This is a genomic window from Micromonospora sp. KC207 (assembly GCF_004348615.1).
Lineage (GTDB): Bacteria > Actinomycetota > Actinomycetes > Mycobacteriales > Micromonosporaceae > Micromonospora.
Genome location: NZ_SMKJ01000006.1, coordinates 1 through 18,880, shown reverse-complemented (window position 1 = coordinate 18,880; position 18,880 = coordinate 1). Strand labels below are relative to the sequence as shown.

Annotated in this window: 18 protein-coding genes and 2 pseudogenes; 13 read left to right on the top strand and 7 right to left on the bottom strand. The window is 73.8% G+C overall.

Features of this window, described 5'->3' with window-relative positions; translation table 11 throughout:
• Positions 1-165: 165 nt before the first annotated feature.
• From E1258_RS01565 to E1258_RS01530, 8 genes are all read left to right on the top strand, one after another.
• Positions 166-405 carry a DUF397 domain-containing protein gene (locus E1258_RS01565; RefSeq protein WP_132396117.1) on the top strand — a complete coding sequence of 80 codons (240 nt, stop codon included), beginning with the start codon at positions 166-168 and terminating at the stop codon, positions 403-405.
• 197 nt (positions 406-602) lie between these two features.
• Complete coding sequence (locus tag E1258_RS01560) at positions 603-1,436, top strand: helix-turn-helix domain-containing protein (protein WP_371688548.1); 834 nt, start codon at positions 603-605, stop codon at positions 1,434-1,436.
• Positions 1,437-1,545: 109 nt separating this feature from the next.
• A complete protein-coding gene (locus tag E1258_RS01555) occupies positions 1,546-2,394 on the top strand; it encodes an SAM-dependent methyltransferase (RefSeq protein WP_132396112.1) in 849 nt (282 codons plus the stop codon).
• A gap of 97 nt (positions 2,395-2,491) precedes the next feature.
• A complete protein-coding gene (locus tag E1258_RS01550; protein ID WP_243715112.1) occupies positions 2,492-4,156 on the top strand; it encodes a serine/threonine-protein kinase in 1,665 nt (554 codons plus the stop codon).
• A gap of 110 nt (positions 4,157-4,266) precedes the next feature.
• Complete coding sequence (locus tag E1258_RS01545) at positions 4,267-5,136, top strand: DedA family protein (RefSeq protein ID WP_132396110.1); 870 nt, start codon at positions 4,267-4,269, stop codon at positions 5,134-5,136.
• A 422-nt stretch (positions 5,137-5,558) separates the two neighbouring features.
• Complete coding sequence (locus tag E1258_RS01540; protein ID WP_243715111.1) at positions 5,559-6,413, top strand: hypothetical protein; 855 nt, start codon at positions 5,559-5,561, stop codon at positions 6,411-6,413.
• 15 nt (positions 6,414-6,428) lie between these two features.
• Positions 6,429-7,400, top strand: a complete 972-nt coding sequence (locus tag E1258_RS01535; protein ID WP_132396106.1) for a pirin family protein — start codon at positions 6,429-6,431, stop codon at positions 7,398-7,400.
• A gap of 140 nt (positions 7,401-7,540) precedes the next feature.
• Positions 7,541-8,206, top strand: coding sequence for a hypothetical protein (locus E1258_RS01530; RefSeq protein ID WP_132396104.1), 666 nt, complete (start codon positions 7,541-7,543; stop codon positions 8,204-8,206).
• Positions 8,207-8,420: 214 nt separating this feature from the next.
• Here the strand turns inward: E1258_RS01530 and E1258_RS01525 are convergent, their stop codons facing one another.
• Entirely contained in the window at positions 8,421-9,059 is a 639-nt protein-coding gene (locus tag E1258_RS01525) for a DUF1345 domain-containing protein (RefSeq protein ID WP_207919363.1), read from the bottom strand.
• A 47-nt stretch (positions 9,060-9,106) separates the two neighbouring features.
• Positions 9,107-9,376 carry a DUF2795 domain-containing protein gene (locus tag E1258_RS01520; RefSeq protein WP_036375618.1) on the bottom strand — a complete coding sequence of 90 codons (270 nt, stop codon included), beginning with the start codon at positions 9,374-9,376 and terminating at the stop codon, positions 9,107-9,109.
• Positions 9,377-9,539: 163 nt separating this feature from the next.
• Here E1258_RS01520 and E1258_RS01515 point away from each other — a divergent pair, with 163 nt between their 5' ends.
• Positions 9,540-9,953, top strand: coding sequence for a DUF2267 domain-containing protein (locus E1258_RS01515; RefSeq protein ID WP_132396102.1), 414 nt, complete (start codon positions 9,540-9,542; stop codon positions 9,951-9,953).
• Positions 9,954-10,017: 64 nt separating this feature from the next.
• On the opposite strand, the gene E1258_RS01510 is transcribed toward E1258_RS01515, so the two are convergent.
• Positions 10,018-11,148 (bottom strand): CaiB/BaiF CoA-transferase family protein, encoded by a 1,131-nt coding sequence (locus tag E1258_RS01510; protein ID WP_132396134.1) that lies wholly within the window; start codon positions 11,146-11,148, stop codon positions 10,018-10,020.
• Positions 11,149-11,534: 386 nt separating this feature from the next.
• Between E1258_RS01510 and E1258_RS01505 the strand changes: the two genes are divergently transcribed.
• Both E1258_RS01505 and E1258_RS01500 read left to right on the top strand, forming a co-directional pair.
• Complete coding sequence (locus E1258_RS01505; RefSeq protein WP_132396100.1) at positions 11,535-12,554, top strand: TerC/Alx family metal homeostasis membrane protein; 1,020 nt, start codon at positions 11,535-11,537, stop codon at positions 12,552-12,554.
• Between the two features lie 80 nt (positions 12,555-12,634).
• A pseudogene (locus tag E1258_RS01500) lies at positions 12,635-12,733 on the top strand (sulfite oxidase-like oxidoreductase); the annotation flags it as partial.
• On the opposite strand, the gene E1258_RS01495 reads toward E1258_RS01500, so the two are convergent.
• Positions 12,699-13,172 (bottom strand): FAD-binding protein, encoded by a 474-nt coding sequence (locus tag E1258_RS01495; RefSeq protein ID WP_207919364.1) that lies wholly within the window; start codon positions 13,170-13,172, stop codon positions 12,699-12,701. The pseudogene E1258_RS01500 and the gene E1258_RS01495 overlap by 35 nt on opposite strands.
• A 162-nt stretch (positions 13,173-13,334) precedes the next feature.
• On the opposite strand from E1258_RS01495, the gene E1258_RS01490 reads away from it, so the two are divergent.
• Together E1258_RS01490 and E1258_RS01485 are read left to right on the top strand one after the other, a co-directional pair.
• Positions 13,335-14,975, top strand: a complete 1,641-nt coding sequence (locus tag E1258_RS01490) for an L-lactate permease (RefSeq protein WP_132396098.1) — start codon at positions 13,335-13,337, stop codon at positions 14,973-14,975.
• 128 nt (positions 14,976-15,103) lie between these two features.
• A complete protein-coding gene (locus tag E1258_RS01485; protein ID WP_132396096.1) occupies positions 15,104-16,405 on the top strand; it encodes an NAD(P)/FAD-dependent oxidoreductase in 1,302 nt (433 codons plus the stop codon).
• A gap of 52 nt (positions 16,406-16,457) precedes the next feature.
• On the opposite strand, the gene E1258_RS01480 is transcribed toward E1258_RS01485, so the two are convergent.
• The 3 genes and pseudogenes from E1258_RS01480 to E1258_RS01470 form a co-directional block, all read right to left on the bottom strand.
• Positions 16,458-17,249: a spermidine synthase gene (locus E1258_RS01480; RefSeq protein WP_132396094.1), complete on the bottom strand. Its 792-nt coding sequence runs from the start codon at positions 17,247-17,249 to the stop codon at positions 16,458-16,460.
• Between the two features lie 63 nt (positions 17,250-17,312).
• Positions 17,313-17,963 (bottom strand): annotated as a pseudogene (locus E1258_RS01475) (DUF2267 domain-containing protein); the annotation flags it as partial.
• 322 nt (positions 17,964-18,285) lie between these two features.
• Complete coding sequence (locus E1258_RS01470) at positions 18,286-18,645, bottom strand: STAS domain-containing protein (protein ID WP_243715109.1); 360 nt, start codon at positions 18,643-18,645, stop codon at positions 18,286-18,288.
• Positions 18,646-18,880: the final 235 nt, after the last annotated feature.

The following is an 18,880-nucleotide window of genomic DNA, read 5'->3' as shown; positions in this document are numbered from 1 at the left end:
CCAAAGTGAATGTCTGGGTACACCGTACGTGCGATATCATGCTCGCTGTCCGGTGCAGATGCAATAGCAGATGCACGTGCAGCAAATCCCGTCGTATGCCCCGCCTCTCGCCAGCACACCGCTCCTCCCGCGGCATCGGCAGGCTCTTGAAGAGAAAGACGCCCCATGCAGCAGCCTCAGAACGGCGTTCACGCCACGCAGCTCCCCCCGTTGAACTGGCTGAAGAGTCGCCGGAGCAATCCCAGCGGCAACTGCGTCGAGCTGGCCGAGCTTCCCGGTGGCGCGGGGATCGCCGTTCGTAACTCCCGCCACCCCGAGGGGCCGGCGCTCATCTACACCATCGACGAGATCGCCGCCTTCGTCCTCGGCGTTCGGGACGGAGACTTTGACCACTTGATCGGTTGACTTTGGGTCACCTCGCGAGTGCGTCCCGTCAACAGGACTGACGCGCCGATTGGCCGATTCACCTCACTGTCGGTCCATGGCATGCTTACACGTCGGCCGGGGTGGGACCCGGTGCGACGGAGGCGGCAAGCGGAGGTCGGCGCGTGACGATGGTTCCTACGGAGGGTGGCCCGGCCACCGGCCCGACCGTGCTGCGGATGCTGCTCGGCGCGCAGCTGCGCCGCCTGCGGGAGGCCAGCGGGGTGACCCGGGAGGGCGCCGGCTGGGAGATTCGGGCCTCCGAATCGAAGATCAGCCGGATGGAGCTGGGCAGGGTCGGCTTCAAGGAGCGCGACGTCGCCGATTTGCTCAGCCTCTACGGGGTCACCGATTTTACGGAGCGGGAGGCCCTGCTCAAGCTGGCCCGGAATGCGAACAGCCCCGGCTGGTGGCACCGCTACGGCGACGTGCTGCCGTCGTGGTTCCAGTCCTACCTGGGCCTGGAGGCGGCCGCCGCGCTGATCCGCAGCTACGAGGTGCAGTTCGTGCCGGGCCTGCTCCAGACCCCGGAGTACGCCCGGTCCGTCGTCCTGCTTGGCCACCGTTGCGCCGGCGCGGACGAGATCGACCGCCGGGTGGGCCTGCGCATGCAGCGCCAGGAACTGCTGCGTCGCACGCAGCCGCCGCATTTGTGGGTGGTCGTGGACGAGGCGGCGCTGCGCCGGCCGATCGGCGGGGCCCAGGTCATGCGTGACCAGCTCACCGCCCTGATCGAGGCGACCCGGTCTCCGCACGTGCGGTTGCAGATCATCCCGTTCGACGCGGGCGGCCATGCAGCAGCCGGCGGCGCCTTCACCATCCTGCGGTTCGGCGACCAGGACCTGCCCGACATCGTCTATATCGAGCAGCTGACCAGCGCCATCTACCTCGACAAGCGCGAGGACCTCGACTACTACGCGGCGGCCATGGAGCGGCTCTGCGTCGAGGCCGAGCCCCCGGAGCGGACGCCGGAACTGCTCACCCGGCTGCGCGACGACCTCTACCCACAGTGACGGGCTCCCAGACGCTGCGGCGTCTCGCGCTGCTTCTACCATGGTCGACACCGGCGAGAGTGGACGGACGTCCGCGCTTCCGGTCAGCGCAGAGCTATGGAGGCACCCCTTGACCACCGATGCCCCCGGCGTCTCGACTGGTCCCGCCCAACCGAGCGACCGGATCGACACCTCGGTGGCGCATCCCGCCCGCCGCTACAACTACTGGCTCGGCGGCAAGGACAACTTCCAGGCCGACCGGGAATCCGGGGACGCGATGGCCGCGGCCTTCCCGACCGTCCGCATCGCAGCCCTGGAGAACCGTCGTTTCCTCCAGCGGGCGGTCGACTACCTGGCCCGTGAGGCCGGCATGCGACAGTTCCTCGACATCGGCACCGGCATCCCCACCGCCGACAACACCCACGAGGTCGCCCAGGCCGTCGTGCCGCAGGCCCGAGTGGTCTACGTGGACAACGACCCCATCGTGCTCGCGCACGCCCGGGCGCTGCTGACCAGCTCGCCCGAAGGCGCCACCGCCTACATCGACGCCGACCTGCGCGACCCGGAGAAGATCCTGCGGCACCCCGACCTTGGCCGCACCATCGACCTGGGGCAGCCGGTGGCGCTGATGCTGGTCGCGATCCTGCACTTCCTGCCCGACCCCGACGAGCCGTACACGCTGGTCCGTCGGCTGTTGGACGCGTTGCCCGCCGGCAGCTACCTGGCCGCCTCGCACGCCACCTACGACTACCTTGCCCCGCAGGTGGCGCAGGAGGCCCGGGCGGTGACGAGGAACGGCGGTTCGCGCGAGGCGATCAGCCTGCGCAGCCGGAAGGAGTTCGCCGACCTTTTCGCGGGCCTGGAACTGGTCGACCCGGGCGTCGTCTCGGTCGCCGAGTGGCGCGCCGAGCGGGAGCCGCAGCCCCGACCCTCGGTGGCCGACGTCAGCATGTACGGGGCCGTGGCCCGCAAGCCCTGACTTGCCCCGGCGCGGCGCGGCGCTGCCGACAACGCCTGCGCTGCTGTCTTCGCTGCCCGGCTGTCTTCGCTGCCCCGCTGGTGTCGCTGGGCGGGGCATGCGACTGGTGCCCGGCACCGGCCGCCAGGCAGACTGGACCACCATGTCGCCGTTCACGCCCACCCTGCGGCTGCACGACCGGTACGTCCTGCGCGAGCGCATCGGCCTCGGCGGAATGTCCGAGGTGTGGCACGCCGACGACGAGGTCCTGCACCGCCCCGTCGCGGTCAAGGCACTCGCGGCTCAGCTCGCCGCCGACCCGCACCTGCGCGTCACCATCCAGCGCGAGGCCCGGGCCGCCGCCCGGCTCACCCACCCGCACGTCACCCAGGTGTACGACTACGGCGAGGCGACCCTCGAAGGCGGGGCGGTGGTGCCGTACCTGGTGATGGAGCTGGTCGAGGGGCGCAACCTCGCCGACCGGCTCACCACCGGTCCGCTGCCCTGGCCCGAGGCCGTTCGGCTGGCCGGCCAGATCGCCGGTGCCCTGGCCGCCGCACACCGCATCGGCGTGGTGCACCGCGATATCAAACCCGCCAACATCATGCTCACCGAGACGGGCGCGAAGGTGCTCGACTTCGGCATCGCCGCGCTCGCCGGGCCGCACCACCCGCGCGCCGGTCAGACCGGCGAGCTGATGATGGGCACCCCCGCGTACTTCGCACCCGAGCGACTCACCCCCGGGCCGCCGAACCCGGCCAGCGACGTGTACGCCCTCGGGGTTCTGCTCTACCGCGTCCTCGCCGGCCGCGCCCCACTGCCCGTGCAGAGCTGGGAGGATGCCTTCGAGGTGCACGCGGGGCACCGGCAGGCCCCGCCACTGCGCGTGCCCGGGCTGCCCCCGGACATCGCCGCGCTCACCCTCGCCTGCCTGACCACCGATCCGACCCGGCGTCCCACCGCCGCCCAACTGGCTCGCCGCCTCGGGTCGACGCCGGCCGCCGAGTCGCCGGCCGAGACGCAGCCGGCCACCACGCCGACCCCGACACACCCGCCGACCCTGGTCGACCGCGCCCGGCCGTGGGCGGCTCCCGCCCGGCCCGGGCGGCCGTCCGCCCCGGCGCCCACCGGTCGCCCCCCGACCGCGCCGGACTCGGCGGGCCCGCCGTACGTCTCGGACCCGGGCGGCGTGCGCGCTGCGGCTGGGTCGGCCGCACTGTCGGCCGCGCGGCGCTCGACCGGTGCGCCGTCCGTGCCGCGGTTCGCCAGTTCGCCGCCCGCCGCGTGGGCGTCCCGATCCCGGACGCCGGGCAACCGGCTGCTCAACGTCCTCGTCGCCGCCGGAGTGGTGTTGCTCGTCGGCCTGGTCACGCTGCTCGCCCTCAGTAGCGGGTCCCCGACCTCGCCGGCCGGGGCACCCGAGACCGCCGCTCCCGCCGCCGCACCGACGACCGCGCGGGCCGTGGGCCCGGCGAGCACCGCCCCACCGACCACCGCGCGACCGCGGCCGGTCACCCTGCGCCAGCTCGCCGTCGAGTTCACCGCCCTGATCGACGAGGCGCAGGCCCGTGGGGAGATCGACCGCGAAACCGCCGACGAACTGCGCGAGGAGGCTGCCAAGCTGAACCGCGGCAAGCTCAAGGACCGCAGCAAGCGACTGCGGGAGCTGCGCGAGGACGTCGCCGAGGCGGTCGAGCGCGATCGGCTCGACGCGGAGACCGGCACCCGGCTCCAGGACCTGCTCACCGGGTACGCGGGAGCGCGCGGCGACGCGGCGGGCTGACGGCGCGCACCGAAGCCGGGTCGGTCCACGGTGCACGGTCGATCCTGTTCCGCTCTCGCCTCGCCGGCCGGGGCGTGGCAGCCGGCGACAAGGGTCACTAACGTTGTCGGATGATCAGCACGCAGCCGCTCCTGCCCTTCCCCCGTACGATCGCCGCCGGTCCCGAACCCGGCGGCCCGGTCGGATTCGTCACGGGCCTGGTCGAACGGCTGGGTGGTCCGGGTGCCGGGCTGGCCGTCGCGCTGGAGAACCTGTTCCCGCCGATCCCCAGCGAGGTGATCCTGCCGCTGGCGGGATTCGCCGCCAGTCAGGGACGGATGAGCCTGGTCGGGGCGATCGGCTGGACAACCCTCGGCTCGGTGGTCGGCGCGCTGGCGCTGTACGTGATCGGCGCCATGCTGGGCCGGGACCGGATGCGGGCCATCGCCGCCAAGCTGCCGCTGGTCAAGCTCGAAGACGTCGACCGCACGGAGGCGTGGTTCCTCCGGCACGGCGTCAAGGCGGTGTTCTTCGGCCGGATGATCCCGGTGTTCCGCAGCCTCATCTCGATCCCGGCCGGCGTGGAGCGGATGCCGGTGCTGACGTTCCTGCTGTACACGACGCTGGGCAGCCTCATCTGGAACACGGTCTTCGTCATGGCGGGCTATCTTCTCGGCGACAACTGGCACGTGGTCGAGGGGTACGTCGGCACGTTCCAGAACGTGGTCATCGCGGTGTCCGCGCTGGCGGTCGGGTGGTTCGTCGTCACCCGGGTACGGCGGGCCCGTGCCGCTCGGCGGGATGCCGCTGCTCCCTTTCCCGCTGCTCCTTCCGTGGGTGGCAGGACGGGCGATGGCCCGTCTGCCGGCCCTCCGTTCGCCGCTGCCCCGTATGTCGACGCTGACGGGGGGCTGCCAGGTGGGCCGGAGCGTGGTGCGCCGGGGGAGTACCGAGGGACGGTCTACCGCAGCGGCTCCTGGCGCGGCGGGGCTGAGCACTGACGGGTCGGGTGCCGTGCGGTCGCCGCCGCTGGGCCGTGCGGGTGAGGCGACGGGTCGGGCAACCTGCTGGTTCGCACCCGGTTGCCGTTGGCCTGGTGAATTGCGGAGTGATTGTCGGCGGCGTGGCGGATGCGCCTGGCGTGGTGGTTCGCGGCCTGGTTGCCAAAGGTATGCTTGATCGATTTCATGTCGGCGATATGAGGCCCCGCTCGCCCGGATGCCTTATGTCGCCGGCATGGAGTCGCGTTAACAAGGGGCCCTTGCTCTACCGAAAGCGTTAACAAGGTGCCCTTCCTTGCAGGCAGGCGGCGGACTGATCCGATCCGGGGTCGGGTACGTACTGCCTGGCGGGGACCGTGAAAGGGGAGCACATGCCGGTGTCGGAGCATGACGCGCATCGCCCTCCGGGGGCCGGTCCTGCGGTGCCCGCGCCGGTCGTCAAGGTGACCGGGGAGACCGTCGCGGAGTCGTCCGCTGTGGCCTGGCCGCGTGGCGCGCGGCTCATGGTCGCCGCCGCTGTCGTGGTCCTGGCGTTGGGCGCCGGTGCGGTGGCGGTGACCCTGGCCAACCCGGGTCGGCTGGGGCTGGCGTTCTCCGACGGCCGGCCGGACGCCGAATCGACCGTTCCGCTGGCGGCGGAGCCCGGAGTCGGGAAAGCCTCGGCTGACGGGCCGGTGCTCACCGAGCCCCTGGCGGGGCGTGACCGGGCCAGTTTCGAGCTGGTCGACGGGCTGACCACGTTCGACCTGCGGATCGACGACCTCGGCGAGGACCTGTACCGGATCACCAGCCCCGCCGACGGCGGGGTGATTCCCCGGACGGAGTTCTTCGGGGACCACCTGCGGCTGCGGATGGCGACCAGCGGCCGGCGCGGGCCGAACGTCGCGGAGGTCGTGCTGAGTTCCCGGGTGACCTGGCGGCTGCGGCTGGCTGGCGGGGTGGCCGAGCAGGTGCTCGACCTCACCCGGGGACGGCTCGCCGCGCTGGAGCTGGCCGCCGGGGCCGCCCGCGTCGACCTGCGCCTGCCCCGAATCGTCGGCACGCTGAGGGTGCGGGTGACCGGCGGGGTGGACCAGTTGGTGATCCGGGTGCCCGGGGCGCTGCCGACCCGGGTCCGGGCGGGTGCCGGCGCCGGCGCGGTCACCATCTACGACCGGCACCGCCCGGGGGTGGCGACCGGCGCGCTGATCAGCTCGCCGGGCTGGGACCGCAGCACCGATCGGGTGTATGTGGACATGGTCGCCGGGGCCAACACGGTTACCGTCAACGGGGCCTGAGCGTACAGTCGAGCGGTGGATCGTACGGAATCCCTGCCGGCGCAGACCCGCCCGCCGGGCGTGACGCCCGCCGATCCGGGCAGCGTGCTGCTGCCTGGCCACGACGTGCCGCTCGGCCGCTACACGACGGTGCGCCGGCTGCTGCCGCAGCGCCAGCGGCGGATGGTCGGGGCCTGGTGCTTCGTCGACCACTTCGGCCCGGACGACGTCGCCGAGCGGCCCGGTATGGAGGTGCCGCCGCACCCGCACACCGGCCTGCAGACGGTCACGTGGCTGCTCGACGGGGAGATCGTGCACCGGGACAGCCTCGGCAACGTGCAGCCGATCCGCCCGGGGCAGCTCAACGTGATGACCTCCGGCCACGGCATCACGCACTCGGAGCGGTCCCCGGCGGCGCATCCACCGGTGATGCACGGCGCGCAGCTGTGGGTGGCCCTGCCGGACCCGGCGCGGGCCGGTGGGGCTGACTTCGCCCACCACGAGGACCTGCCGGTGTGGCGTGACGGGGACGCCGACGTCACGCTGCTGGTGGGCGAGTTCGCCGGGGAGCGTTCCCCGGCCGTGGTGCACACCCCGCTGCTCGGCGCGCAGCTCACCGTCCGGGGTGCGGCGCCGGTCCGGCTGCCGCTGCGCCGCGACTTCGAGTACGCGCTGCTGGCGATGTCCGGTTGCGCCGAGGTGGGTGACGTGCCGCTGAAGCCGGGCGCGCTGCTCTACCTCGGCCTGGGGCGGGAGAGCGTGGCCCTGGCCGGGGTCCCGGGCAGCCGCCTGCTGCTGCTCGGCGGGGAGCCGTTCGAGGAGCCGCTGGTGACGTGGTGGAACTTCGTCGGCCGGTCGCACGAGGAGATCGCCGTGGCCCGCGAGGACTGGACGGCCGGCCGCCGCTTCGGAGTGGTGGCGGACGACGCGGCGCCGCCGCTGCCGGCGCCCGCGTTGCCGACCACCCGGCTGCTGGCCCGTACCCGGCACGGCGAGATCCTGCGCTGAGCCGGCGGCTTCCGGGCCGCCGTTTCCGGTCTGCTCGTCGGGTCGCCGTGGCCGGATGGCCTGGTCGGGTCGCTCGCCGGGCCGCCGACGCCGGATGGCCGTCGCGGGCGTGGCGGGCGGCGACGCGGGTAGTCGCGGACATGCCGACCACCACCGCAGTCTCCAGCAGCGAGGACAAGAAGCGCCTGGTACGCCGCCTGGCCGGCGACGGGCGCGGTTTCGCCGAGCAGTACGGCTTCCGGGTCACCAACAACCCGTCCAGCCTGTTCCAGCTTCTCACCCTGTCGGTCCTGCTGGCCCGTCGGGGAGATTTCCGCTGCGCCGTGGCCGGGGCGGCGGCGTTACGCGACGCCGGCTGGGACAGCGCGGCCCGGCTGGCCCGGTCGCTGCACGCCGATCGGGTGCGCGTGCTGCGGCGGGCCGGGCAGCGCGGCGACGTCGACGCGCTCGCCGACGACCTCGGCGACCTCGCCCGTACCGTCGTGCAGCGGTATCGGGGTGACCTGCGCCGGTTGCGGGCGGTGGCTCACCACGACCCGGCCGGGGAGCGGACGCTGCTGGTCGAGCTGCCGGGTGTCGACGCGGAGGCGGTGGACCTCTTCCTGCGTGAGGCGCAGGCGCTGTGGCGGGAGGTGGCCCCGGTGGCGGACCGGCGGGCCCTGGCGGCGGCCCGGCGGCTCGGGCTGGGCCGGTCGGCGGCCGACCTGGCCGCGCTGGCCGGCGGCGGCGAGTCGGAGCGGCTCGCCTGGCTGGTCGGCGCGCTGGCCCGGGTGGAGCTGGAGAAGCGGTACTCCGAGCTCACTTGAGGTGGGTTGGCCCACACTTTCTCGGAAATCTGACCGTTCGGACGATGGCAAGGTATGATGATCTCGGCAGTTGACTCTCGCCCTCTTCGGGTGGGAGTGGCCGCCCGGCGGTGCGGTCCGGTTCGGGCCGCGTTCACCGCCGGGGCACAGGTTCTGCGTGGCGCCCCAGGTCGCGGTTCGTGGCCCGGGGCGCCCGTCTGTCGGCTCGGCCCGCTCACTTGGCCAGCCCCGCCACCAGGTTCACCGTCGTAGCGATGATCACCGTCCCGAACAGGTACGACAGCAGCGAGTGCCGCAGCACCGTGGTGCGCATCTCGTTGCTGGTCAGGTTCGTGTCGGAGATCTGGAACGTCATTCCGACCGTGAAGGCCAGGTAGGCGAAGTCCGAGAAGCGGGGACGCTCCGACTGGTTGAACATCACGCCGCCGTCGGGCCCCGTGTAGTAGATCCGCGCGTACCGGGTGGTGTAGACGGTTTGCACCACCAGCCAGGACAGCAGGACGCTGGCCATGCCCAGCCCGCCGTAGGCGTCGCGGCGCGGCCCCGGCGGGACGCTTTGCGCGAAGATCAGCATGACCGCCACCGCCAGCAGGCTCGCCAGGCAGGCGACCAGCAGCAGCGCGTCGCGGGTGGCCCGGTTCGGGTCCTCCAGTAGGGCGAGCCGGGCGGTGCGCTCGCCGTCCAGTGGCCACAGCGTGCGCCACACCAGCACCAGCCAGCTCAGCGCCGCCGCGTTCCAACCCACCAGCGGGCCGAGTCTCGGTGAGCTGACGAGCGTGAACAGGCCGCCGGCCAGCAGGCCGACCAGCCCCATCACGAGGAGTTGGATCACCGCCGGGAGATGGCCGCCCACGCGCCGCACCGGCCGTATCCCCACTCGCCGCCGGGCCAATGCGGCGTTCAGATGCGCCGCAGGTGCTGCGAGACCCGGGTGTGCGGTTCCCGGGCCTGCGCCGCACGCTGCGCCGCGTCGACCTCGGGGGCCGCCTCGATTCCGGCGGAACGGGCCACCTCGGTGCCGTTGGCGTAGTCGACCGGGGGCAGGGCACGCAGCGCGCGCAGCACGTCCGGCGGGGCGCCCTCGCGTTCCGCCTCGCGGACCACGTCGGCCTTGCCCGCCGGGTAGTCGAGGCTGGACAGGTACTGCAGGACGTCGTCGTAGCTCGCCATGGGTGCGCTCCTCGCCGCTGCGATCGGGGTTCACGACGGCCGCGGTTACCCGTCGTGTGGCTGCCCACGCCCGCGCGGGGCGTGCAATCGGGCCTACCCGGCCGCCGTTTCCGCTCCCGCCGGGCGGGTACGCGACCGGCCCGAGGCAGCGGAAGGAGCACCCATGAACTACGACACCTTCGTCGACCAGGTGGCCCTGCGGGCGAGGGTTCCCGGCGACCGGGCCGTCGAGCTGACCCGGGCCACGCTGGAGACCCTGGCGGAGCGGTTGACCGGCGGCGAGGTGCTCGACCTCGCGGCGCAGTTGCCCAGGCCGCTGCAACTGGTCCTGCGGCCCAGCCCGGACACCGAGGCCGCCGACCGGTTCGGCGCGGCCGAGTTCGTCGGCCGAGTCGGCCAGCGGGCCGGCGTCGACGAGCGGGCCGCCCGGGAGGCGGTCCGGGCCGTGTTCACCACGCTGCGCGAGGCGGTGACCGGCGGGGAGTTCGACGACATCGTGGTGCAACTGCCACGGGACTACCGGGACATGGTGGAACCGGCCCTTGCTCCGGGCGCGGCGGCCCCCCGCCGGCGCTGACCGGTGTGCCGTCGGGCGCGACCGAGAGGAGGGCCCGGCAGCCGGGAGAGCGGTGGGGTGGCCGTCAGGCGACCGCGCCGGCAGCGCGCAGGGCGGCGATCCGGTCGGCGGCGAAGCCGGCCTCGCTCAGTACCTCGTCGGTGTGCTCGCCGGGGTGCGGGGGCGGCCGGCGCAGCGCGGTCGGCGTGCCGGAGAACCGGGGCGCCGGGGCCGGCTGGGTCGCCCCGGCGTGCGCGACGAACACCTGCCGGGCCGCCAGGTGCGGATGTTCCGGGGCTTCCCGCCAGTCCAGCACCGGTGCGACGCACGCGTCGGAGGCGCCGAGCAGGGCCGTCCACTCGTCGCGGGTGCGGGTGCGGAACAGCCGGGCCCACGCGGCCCGCAGGGCCGGCCAGTTCGCCGGGTCGGTGCGTTCCGGCGCGTCGTCGCCGGGCAGCGGGAACCCGGTGCGCCGGACCAGCTCGTCGTAGAAGCGGGACTCCAGGGCGCCGACCGCGAGGTGCCGGCCGTCGGCGCACTCGTACGTGTCGTAGAACGGCGCGCCGCCGTCGAGCAGGTTCACCCCACGCGGGTCCTGCCACATGCCGACCCCGCGCAGCGAGTGGATCATCGTGGACAGCACCGACACGCCGTCCACGATCGCCGCGTCGACGATCTGGCCGGGGGCGCCGGCGCGGACGGCGTACAGGGCGGCGACGACGCCCAGGGCCAGCATCATTCCGCCGCCGCCGAAGTCGCCGAGCAGGTTCATCGGCGGCACCGGGCGTTCCCCCGCCCGGCCGATGCCGTGCAGCGCCCCGGTCAACGCCAGGTAGTCGATGTCGTGCCCGGCACACTGGGCCAGCGGGCCGTCCTGCCCCCAGCCGGTCATCCGCCCGTACACCAGGCGGGGGTTGACCGCCAGGCAGTCGGCGGGGCCGAGGCCCAGCCGCTCGGTCACCCCGGGGCGGAAGCCCTCGATCAGCGCGCCCGCGCCGCCGAGCAGGGCCAGCACCGCCTCCCGACCCCCGGCCGACTTCAGGTCCACGGCGACCGAGCGGCGGCCCCGGTTGAGCAGGTCCGTGTGCGGGGCGCCGAACGCGCCCGGGTCGACGTCGGTGGCCCGGTCGACCCGGATCACGTCGGCGCCCAGGTCAGCCAGCATCATCGCGGCGAACGGGCCGGGCCCGATGCCGGCCAGCTCGACCACGCGCAACCCGGCGAGGGGACCGGTCTGGCCGGCGCCGGCCGGGGCTGGCGCGCCGCCCGGGACCGGTCCGCGCTCGCCCGTTGCGCCGTCGGCCGACGGGTCCGCGCCGGGCCGGCTCACGCGCTCGCTCACCGGGCCACCATAGACGCCGCGCGGGCGTCCCGTAAGACGCCGGCAACCGAGCGTCACAGCCACGAAGGGATCACCCCTGGTGACGGCCCGGTTGTCGGTTTGGCGAGTCGACGCAGCTGACCTAACCTGGTCGCACGAGGGGAGTACTTCCCACGAACCATTCCGGTCAGTACGGCGTGCCCGGAGCGCGCCTCGGGTGGTTGCCCACGAATCGTGGGTGAAGGAGACCTCGAACATGACACGGTGTTCGAGGAGACCGCATGACCGATTCGTCCTATCTTGCCGCCGGTGGGCTGTCCTCGATCGGCACGCCCACCCTCTGGATGGTGACCATCGCAGGGGTGCTCGTACTGCTCGTGCTGGACTTCCTCGTCACCCGGCGACCCCACGAGGTGTCCCTCAAGGAGGCGCTCGGCTGGTCGGCGTTCTACGTCGCACTCCCGCTCGCCTTCGGCGCCTGGATCTGGTCCCGCTACGGCTCCCAGCAGGGCGTCGAGTACCTCACCGGCTACCTGGTGGAGAAGTCGCTCTCGGTCGACAACCTCTTCGTCTTCATGCTGCTGCTGGGGGCGTTCGCGGTGCCGGCCGCGCTCGCCCAGCGGGTGCTGCTCTACGGCATCGCCGGGGCGCTGGTGCTGCGTGCCGTCTTCATCGCCCTCGGCGCGGCGGCGTTGCAGACCCTGGACTTCGCCTTCCTGCTCTTCGCCGTCATCCTGATCGCCACCGCCGTCAAGCTGCTCCGGGACGCCCTCTCCGGCCACGAGCAGGAGGTGGACATCAACAAGATGCGGTCGGTGAAGCTGCTGCGCAGGTTCATGCCGGTCGTCGACGAGTACCAGGGCACGAAGATGATCGTCCGGTACCACGGCCGGCGGGCGCTCACCCCGCTGGCCCTCGTGGTGGTCGCGGTGCTCGCCACCGACGTGGTCTTCGCCGTCGACTCGGTGCCGGCCGTCTACGGCATCACCGAGGACCCGTACCTGGTCTTCGCCACCAACGCCTTCGCCCTGCTCGGGCTGCGGGCGCTCTACTTCGTGCTGCACGCCGCGCTCAGCCGGCTCGTGCACCTCAGCTACGGTCTGGCGATCATCCTCGCCTTCATCGGGGTCAAGCTCGGCCTGCACTGGGCGCACGGCATCTGGTCCGGCGTACCGGAGATCCCGACCCTGGCCTCGCTGGGCGTGATCGTCGGCGTGCTGGTCGTCGTCACGCTGACCAGCCTGCGGGCCACCCGCAACGCCTCCCCTGGCGACAAGGAGGTCGTGGCCGGCCGGCGCTGACCCGCGAACACCCGTCACCCCGGTCCGGGCGAACGGTATCGTCGCACTCGCACAGGTGGCGCGACTGACAGGTGGGAATCGTGTCACCGGGCTTCCAGGGCCGGCGCCGCTCGGCGGAGCCGGCCCTGCCACCCGGCCAGTACCTCACCGAGGACTTCCCGGTGCTCTCCGCCGGCCCACCGCGAACCGGTCGTCCTCCTGGGCGGCGACGATCCCGGTGCGTGGGCGTGCCGGAACGGCGTTGGTCAGCGCGCCGAGCAGGCCGTCGAGGTGGCGGGGGTCGCGCTCGTAGGTGCGGGTGACGTAGGTGACGTCGACCGCGACGCGCTGTTCGGCCGGCGTCGGATAGCCCAGCGCGGCCAGCCACGCGGGGCTGCGCGACGCCCGGCCGCAGGCGTCGACCACCAGGTCGGCGTGAAGCCGGTACGCCACACCGTCACGCGGCGTCACCAGGACCCCGGTGACCCGGCGACGATCGTCGGTGCTCAGTAGGGCGCTCGCCTCTGCCGACGGGTGGAAGCGGACGTTCGCCAGCTTCTCCACCCGGGCCCGGACCGTGCGCTCCAGCAGGGGGCGGCTGACCCCCCCCAGTACCACGGCGTTGCCCGCTCGGCTCATGGCGTGACGGTAGGCGACCCGTGGCGGGCCCGTCCTCTCCGAGATTGCGCAGCCGGGCCGGCGGCAGGGCAACCTAAAAGAAGCGTCGCGCGGGGGCCTTGGGTGAGATGAGCCCAACTCCCCGCCACCGGGACCGGGGGCGTCGCACCCGAGGTGGTCTCGATGTACCAGCAGCCCCTGCAACCGGTGGCCGGATCGCTCGCGCTGAGCGCCGCCTGCGCCGCGCTGCCCCTGATCACCCTGTTCCTCCTGCTCGGGGTCGTGCGTACGCGGGCCTGGGTGGCGGCGTTCGGCGCGCTGGCCGTGGCGGTCGCCCTGGCCTGGGGGCTGTGGCGGATGCCGCTGTCGCAGACGCTGCTGGCCGCCGGCCAGGGCGCCACGTTCGCGATCTTCCCCCTCGTCTGGACGTTCGGCACGGCGATCTGGATCTACCGGATGACCGTGCACACGGGACACTTCGACACGTTGCGGCGCGGCTTCGCCCGGATCAGCGACGACCGCCGGATCCAGGCCATGGTGATCGCGTTCTGCTTCGGCTCGCTGCTGGAGGCCCTGGCCGGCCAGGGCACGCCGGTGGCCGTCACCACGGTCATGCTGCTGGCCCTCGGGTTCACCCCGGTCCGGGCGGCCACCGTGGCGCTGGTGGCCAACACGGTGCCGGCGGCCTTCGGGCCACTCGGCCTGCCGATCACCACGCTGGCCGGGGTGACCGGGCTGCCCGCCACGGAGCTGGGCATGATGGCCGGCCGGCAGGTCCCGGTGATCGCGGTCGTCGTACCGCTGGTCCTGCTCCTCGTCGTCGATGGTCGCCGGGGCGTCCGCGAGCTGTGGCGTCCGGCGTTGGCCTGCGGCAGCGCCTTCGCGCTGGCCCAGTTCGCCACCGCGAACTGGCTGACGGCCGCGCTCGCCGACCTCGTGGCCGCCTTCGCGGGGGCGGGGGTCCTGCTGCTCGTCACCCGCCGGGCCGCGGCGCGGCAGCCGGTCCCCGCGCTGGCCGCCGCCAGCGTGCCGGAACACGACGCGCCGCCGCCGCAGCGCTCGTCGGAGCGAGACGCGCCAACCCCGCAGGGCCCGCAGTGGCGGGCCTACGCGCCGTACCTGACGATCGTGGCGGTCTTCGCCGTCTCCCAGATCCCGGCCGTCAAGCACCTGCTCGACGCCGGCACGCTCGCGGTCTCCTGGCCGGGCCTGCACGTGCGCACCGCCTCCGGCGCCCCGTCACCCCTGTCGACCTTCCGGTTCGCCTGGTTCGCCGCGCCCGGCTCGTTGCTGGTGGCGGCCGGCCTGATCACGATGGCGCTGCTGCGGGTGTCACCGCGCGAGGCCGCGAGACTGTACGGGCGTACCCTGTTCGAGCTGCGGTGGGCCGTGCTGACGGTGGTCGGGCTGCTGGCGTTGTCGTTCACCATGAACGCCGCCGGGCAGATCGCCACCCTCGGCGTCTGGATGGCCGGCGCGGGCACCCTCTTCGCCGTCCTGGCGCCCGTCCTCGGCTGGCTCGGGGTCGCCCTGACCGGCTCGGACACGTCGTCCAACTCACTGTTCGGCGCGCTGCAGGTGGCGGCGGCGCAGCGGGCGGGCCTCGACCCGGTCCTGCTCGCCGCGGCCAATGCCTCCGGCGGCACGTTCGGCAAGATGATCAGCCTGCAGAACCTCACGATCGCCGCCGCGGCCGTCGGGCTCACCGGCCGGGAGGGCGACCTGTTCCGGCGGATGTTCGGCTGGAGCGTGCTGCTGCTCGCCCTGATGTGCCTGCTGGTCGGGTTGCAGGCCACGCCGCTGCTGTCCTGGATGGTGCCCTAGCCCGGCCGGGCGCTCCGCCCCGGATGGCGCCTGGGCCGGCCTCGGCTTGTTCCGCCCGAGCCGGTCGTCTGCGGCCAAGCGGTGTCCCGGCACGTTTGCCCGCGTCTGTGACGGGAACGGCACTCGTCATGACGAAACCTCGTGTGGTGATCGTGGGGGCCGGATTCGCCGGTTACCACGCGGCGAAGACGTTGAGCCGCACCGCCCGCAGCCGGGCCGAGATCGTGCTGCTGAACTCGACCGACTACTTCCTCTACCTGCCGCTGCTGCCGGAGGTGGCCGCCGGCGTGGTCGAGCCCGGGCGGCTCTCCGTGCCGCTCAGCGGCACCCTCGACGGTGTCCGGGTGGTCGTCGGCGAGGCCGACCGGGTCGACCTGCAGAACCGGTGGGTCGGCTACACGATGCCGGAGGGGGGCGGCGGCCGACTGGCGTACGACCGGCTGGTGCTGGCTGTCGGCAGCGTCAACAAGTTGCTGCCCATCCCCGGGGTGACCGAGTACGCCCACGGCTTCCGAGGGCTGCCCGAGGCGCTCTACCTGCACGACCACGTGGTTCGCCAGATCGAGCTGGCAGAGCTGACCGACGATCCGGCCGAGCAGCGGGCCCGCACCACGTTCGTGGTCGTCGGCGCCGGCTACACCGGTACGGAGGTGGCCGCCCACGGGCAGTTGTTCACCGACCGGCTGGTCGCCCAGCGCCCGTACCTGGCCGTCCGGCCGCGCTGGATGCTGCTCGACGTGGCCCCCCGGGTCCTGCCCGAGCTGGACGAGCGGATGTCGCGCACCGCCGACCGGGTGCTGCGGCGGCGCGACGTCGACGTGCGGATGGGCACCTCGGTGTCGGAGGCGACCCCCGACGGGGTGATGCTCACCGACGGCGAGTACGTGCCGACGTGCAGCCTGATCTGGTGCGTCGGGGTGCGTCCCGACCCGTTCGTCGCCGAACTGGGCCTGCGTACCGAGAAGGGCCGTCTCGTGGTGGACGAGTACCTCACCGTGCCCGGCTTCCCCGAGGTGTACGCCTGCGGCGACGCGGCGGCGGTGCCCGACCTGACCCGCCCCGGGCAGATCTGCACGATGACGGCCCAGCACGCCCAGCGGCAGGGCAAGCTGGTGGCCCACAACATCGCCGCCTCCTACGGGCAGGGCAGCCGCCGCCCGTACAAGCATCACGACCTGGGCTGGGTGGTCGACCTCGGCGGCAGGGACGCCGCGGCGAACCCGCTGAAGGTGTCGCTGGCCGGCCTGCCGGCCAAGGCCGTCACCCGGGGCTACCACCTGCTGGCGATGCCGGGCAACCGGGCCCGGGTCGGGGCGGACTGGCTGCTCGACGCCGCGCTGCCCCGCCCGGCGGTGCAGCTCGGCCTGGTGCCGGCCAACGCGGTGCCGCTGGAGAGTTCGTCGCCGGAGATCCCGGTCCGTTCCCGCTGACCGCCGGCTCGGCCGCGTCGGGCCCGGATTCCGGCGGCGTCGGGCGGCGCGGTCAGGTGAGGCCGAGGGCCGCGTCGGTGTCCGGGGCCGCCCCGCCGACGAACTCGTCGAGGGCAGGGCCGTGCAGCGCCCTGCCCGGCACCGAGTCGCGGGTCGCCCGCGTCTCCAGCCGGCCCATCGGTAGCCGGCCGGGCCGGCGCGCGGCGGCGAGCACCAGGTTGCCGTAGCGCCGCCCCCGCAGCATCCGGCGGTCGGCGAGCAGGCAGACGTCGGCGAAAACGGCCCGCAGGGTGGCCGCCCGGGCGCGGGTGAACACCAGCGGCGGCAGGTCGGTGACGTTGACCAGGAGGATCCCGTCCGGGCGCAGCACCCGGGCCGCCTCGGCGGCGAACTCGACGCTCGCCACGTGCCCCGGCATCCGGGCGGCCTGGTAGACGTCGGTGAGCACCAGGTCGTACCCGTGCGCCGGGGCCGCGGTCAGCGCGTCGCGGGCGTCGGCGACCTCGACGCGTACCCCCGGCGGTGGCGGGGGCAGTTCCCGACGCACCAGTTCGACCACGCCCGCGTCACGCTCCACCACGAGCTGGGCCGAGCCGGGCCGGGTCGTCCCGACGTAGCGGGGCAGGGTCAGCGCGCCCCCGCCGAGGTGCAGCGCGTCGACCGGCGTGCCGGGCGGCGCGGCGAGGTCGACCACGGCGGCCATCCGGCGGACGTACTCGAAGTGCAGGTAACGGGGGTCGGTGAGGTCGACGTAGGACTGGGCGACACCCCCGGCGAGCAGCGTGCGCCCGGTGCGGCGGCTCGGGTCGACCACGAGTTCCAGCCCCTCGGCGGCGGAGTGCATCCCGGCACGGTAGCCGCCGGCCGGACCGGCGGGCGCGAGAGGCCCCGCCGGCCCGCGCGCTCAGCCGCCGGCTGCGGGGCCGAGCAGGTCGCGCAACCCGTCCGGTACGCGCAGCGAGGCGACCAGGTCGCCGTCGCGGTCGGCCAGCGCGGCGAGCGTCGCCTCGGCCTGCCGCCGGGCCTGTTCCGGGGTACGCCCGCTGATCCGGGCCACCTCGCCGACGAAGCCGGGCAGGTCGTGGTGGCGTTCGATGCCGTCGATCGGCACCACGTCGTGCAGCTTCACGGGCACCGACTCGAGCAGCCGCTCCCGGGAGGCCTGGTCCAGCGCCCAGGCCAGGGCCAGCACCGTCGCCTCGGCCGCCACCTTCGCGGTGCGGAAGTCGACGCCGGCCCGCCGGCCCACGTCGTCGACCAGCTCCCGGTAGCCGAGCCCGGTCGCCCCCGGCGCGCCGCCGGGGCCGCGCTCGGGCCGCGATCGGGGCGTGGCGGCCGGCGGCCGCGCGGCCGGCGGCGGGGCCGGTCCGCCCCGGGTGCTGTCGGGCTTGTGCCGGCCGGCCGGCGGCGGCCCGGCACGCTTGCCCTGGTCCAGGTGAGTGAGCTGCTTGGACGCGCTCAGGCTGGCACCGGTTTCGCTGGCCCGCCGGCCGCGCTCCCGGGCCTGGCGGGCGAGCGCCCGGCGGCGCTGGTTGTCCCCTTCCATCTGCTTGCGCATGGCACACCTCGTTCCTTGTCCGGTCCGCTGTCTCGGCGATCGCGTTCCCGGCCGGGGCGGAGGCGAAACGGGCCCGGGACCCGCTGGCGGTCGGTAGCCGCCGGAGCGTCACCCGGGGCGGGTGAGGGACGCTCACCCGGCCGATCATCGGGCCGGGCGTTCATGCGCCACCTGTTCCAAACGCCCGACAACGGGGCACCGGGGGACGCCGCAGGGCGTCGCCGACGCAGAGGTCGAGGCTGTGGACGAGCCCGGTGAGGGCGGCGACCCGGGGCCGCATCGCCGGTTGCCGCGACGAAGTGATCGGCGAACGCCGGGGCCCTCAGGCGGACGCGGCCGGTCTGCGCGAACCGGACGCGCCGTAGGACCGCTCACCGTCGGGCAACGAACGGGCGAGCAACCCGGTGACGCCGGTCATGTCGAGGATGGTGTCCAGGAACCGGGGGGTCGAGCGCAGCCGGATGGCGGTGTCGCACTGCTGCCCTTCCCGCCACGCGTGCACGATCACCGAGAGCCCGGTGCTGTCGATGAACCGCAGGCCGGCGAAGTCGAGCACGAGCACCGAAGGGCGCCCGGCGAGCTGCCGGTCCACCTCGCGCCGCAGCGGCGCGGCGGTGGTGAAGGCGAGGTCGCCGCCGACCCGGATGAGCGGCGCGTCCGGGTCGGACAGATCGACGGACATGGTGAGCGGAGTCGCCTCGGACTTCCTCCCTTGGGGCACCACGATCACGCCTTTCCGCAGGGCTGCTGGTCGGGCAGGTTCGTCTCGGATCGTAACAATTCAGGGGCGTCGTCGCCCGCTGAGACCGCTCCGGCCGCTCCGGCAGCGTCGGGTGGCGGTACCGGCAGACCGGCGTAGGGTGGGGTGAGGAAATCGGACAACACACGCCGTTTCCGGCGGCCCGCGGGTGCCGGGC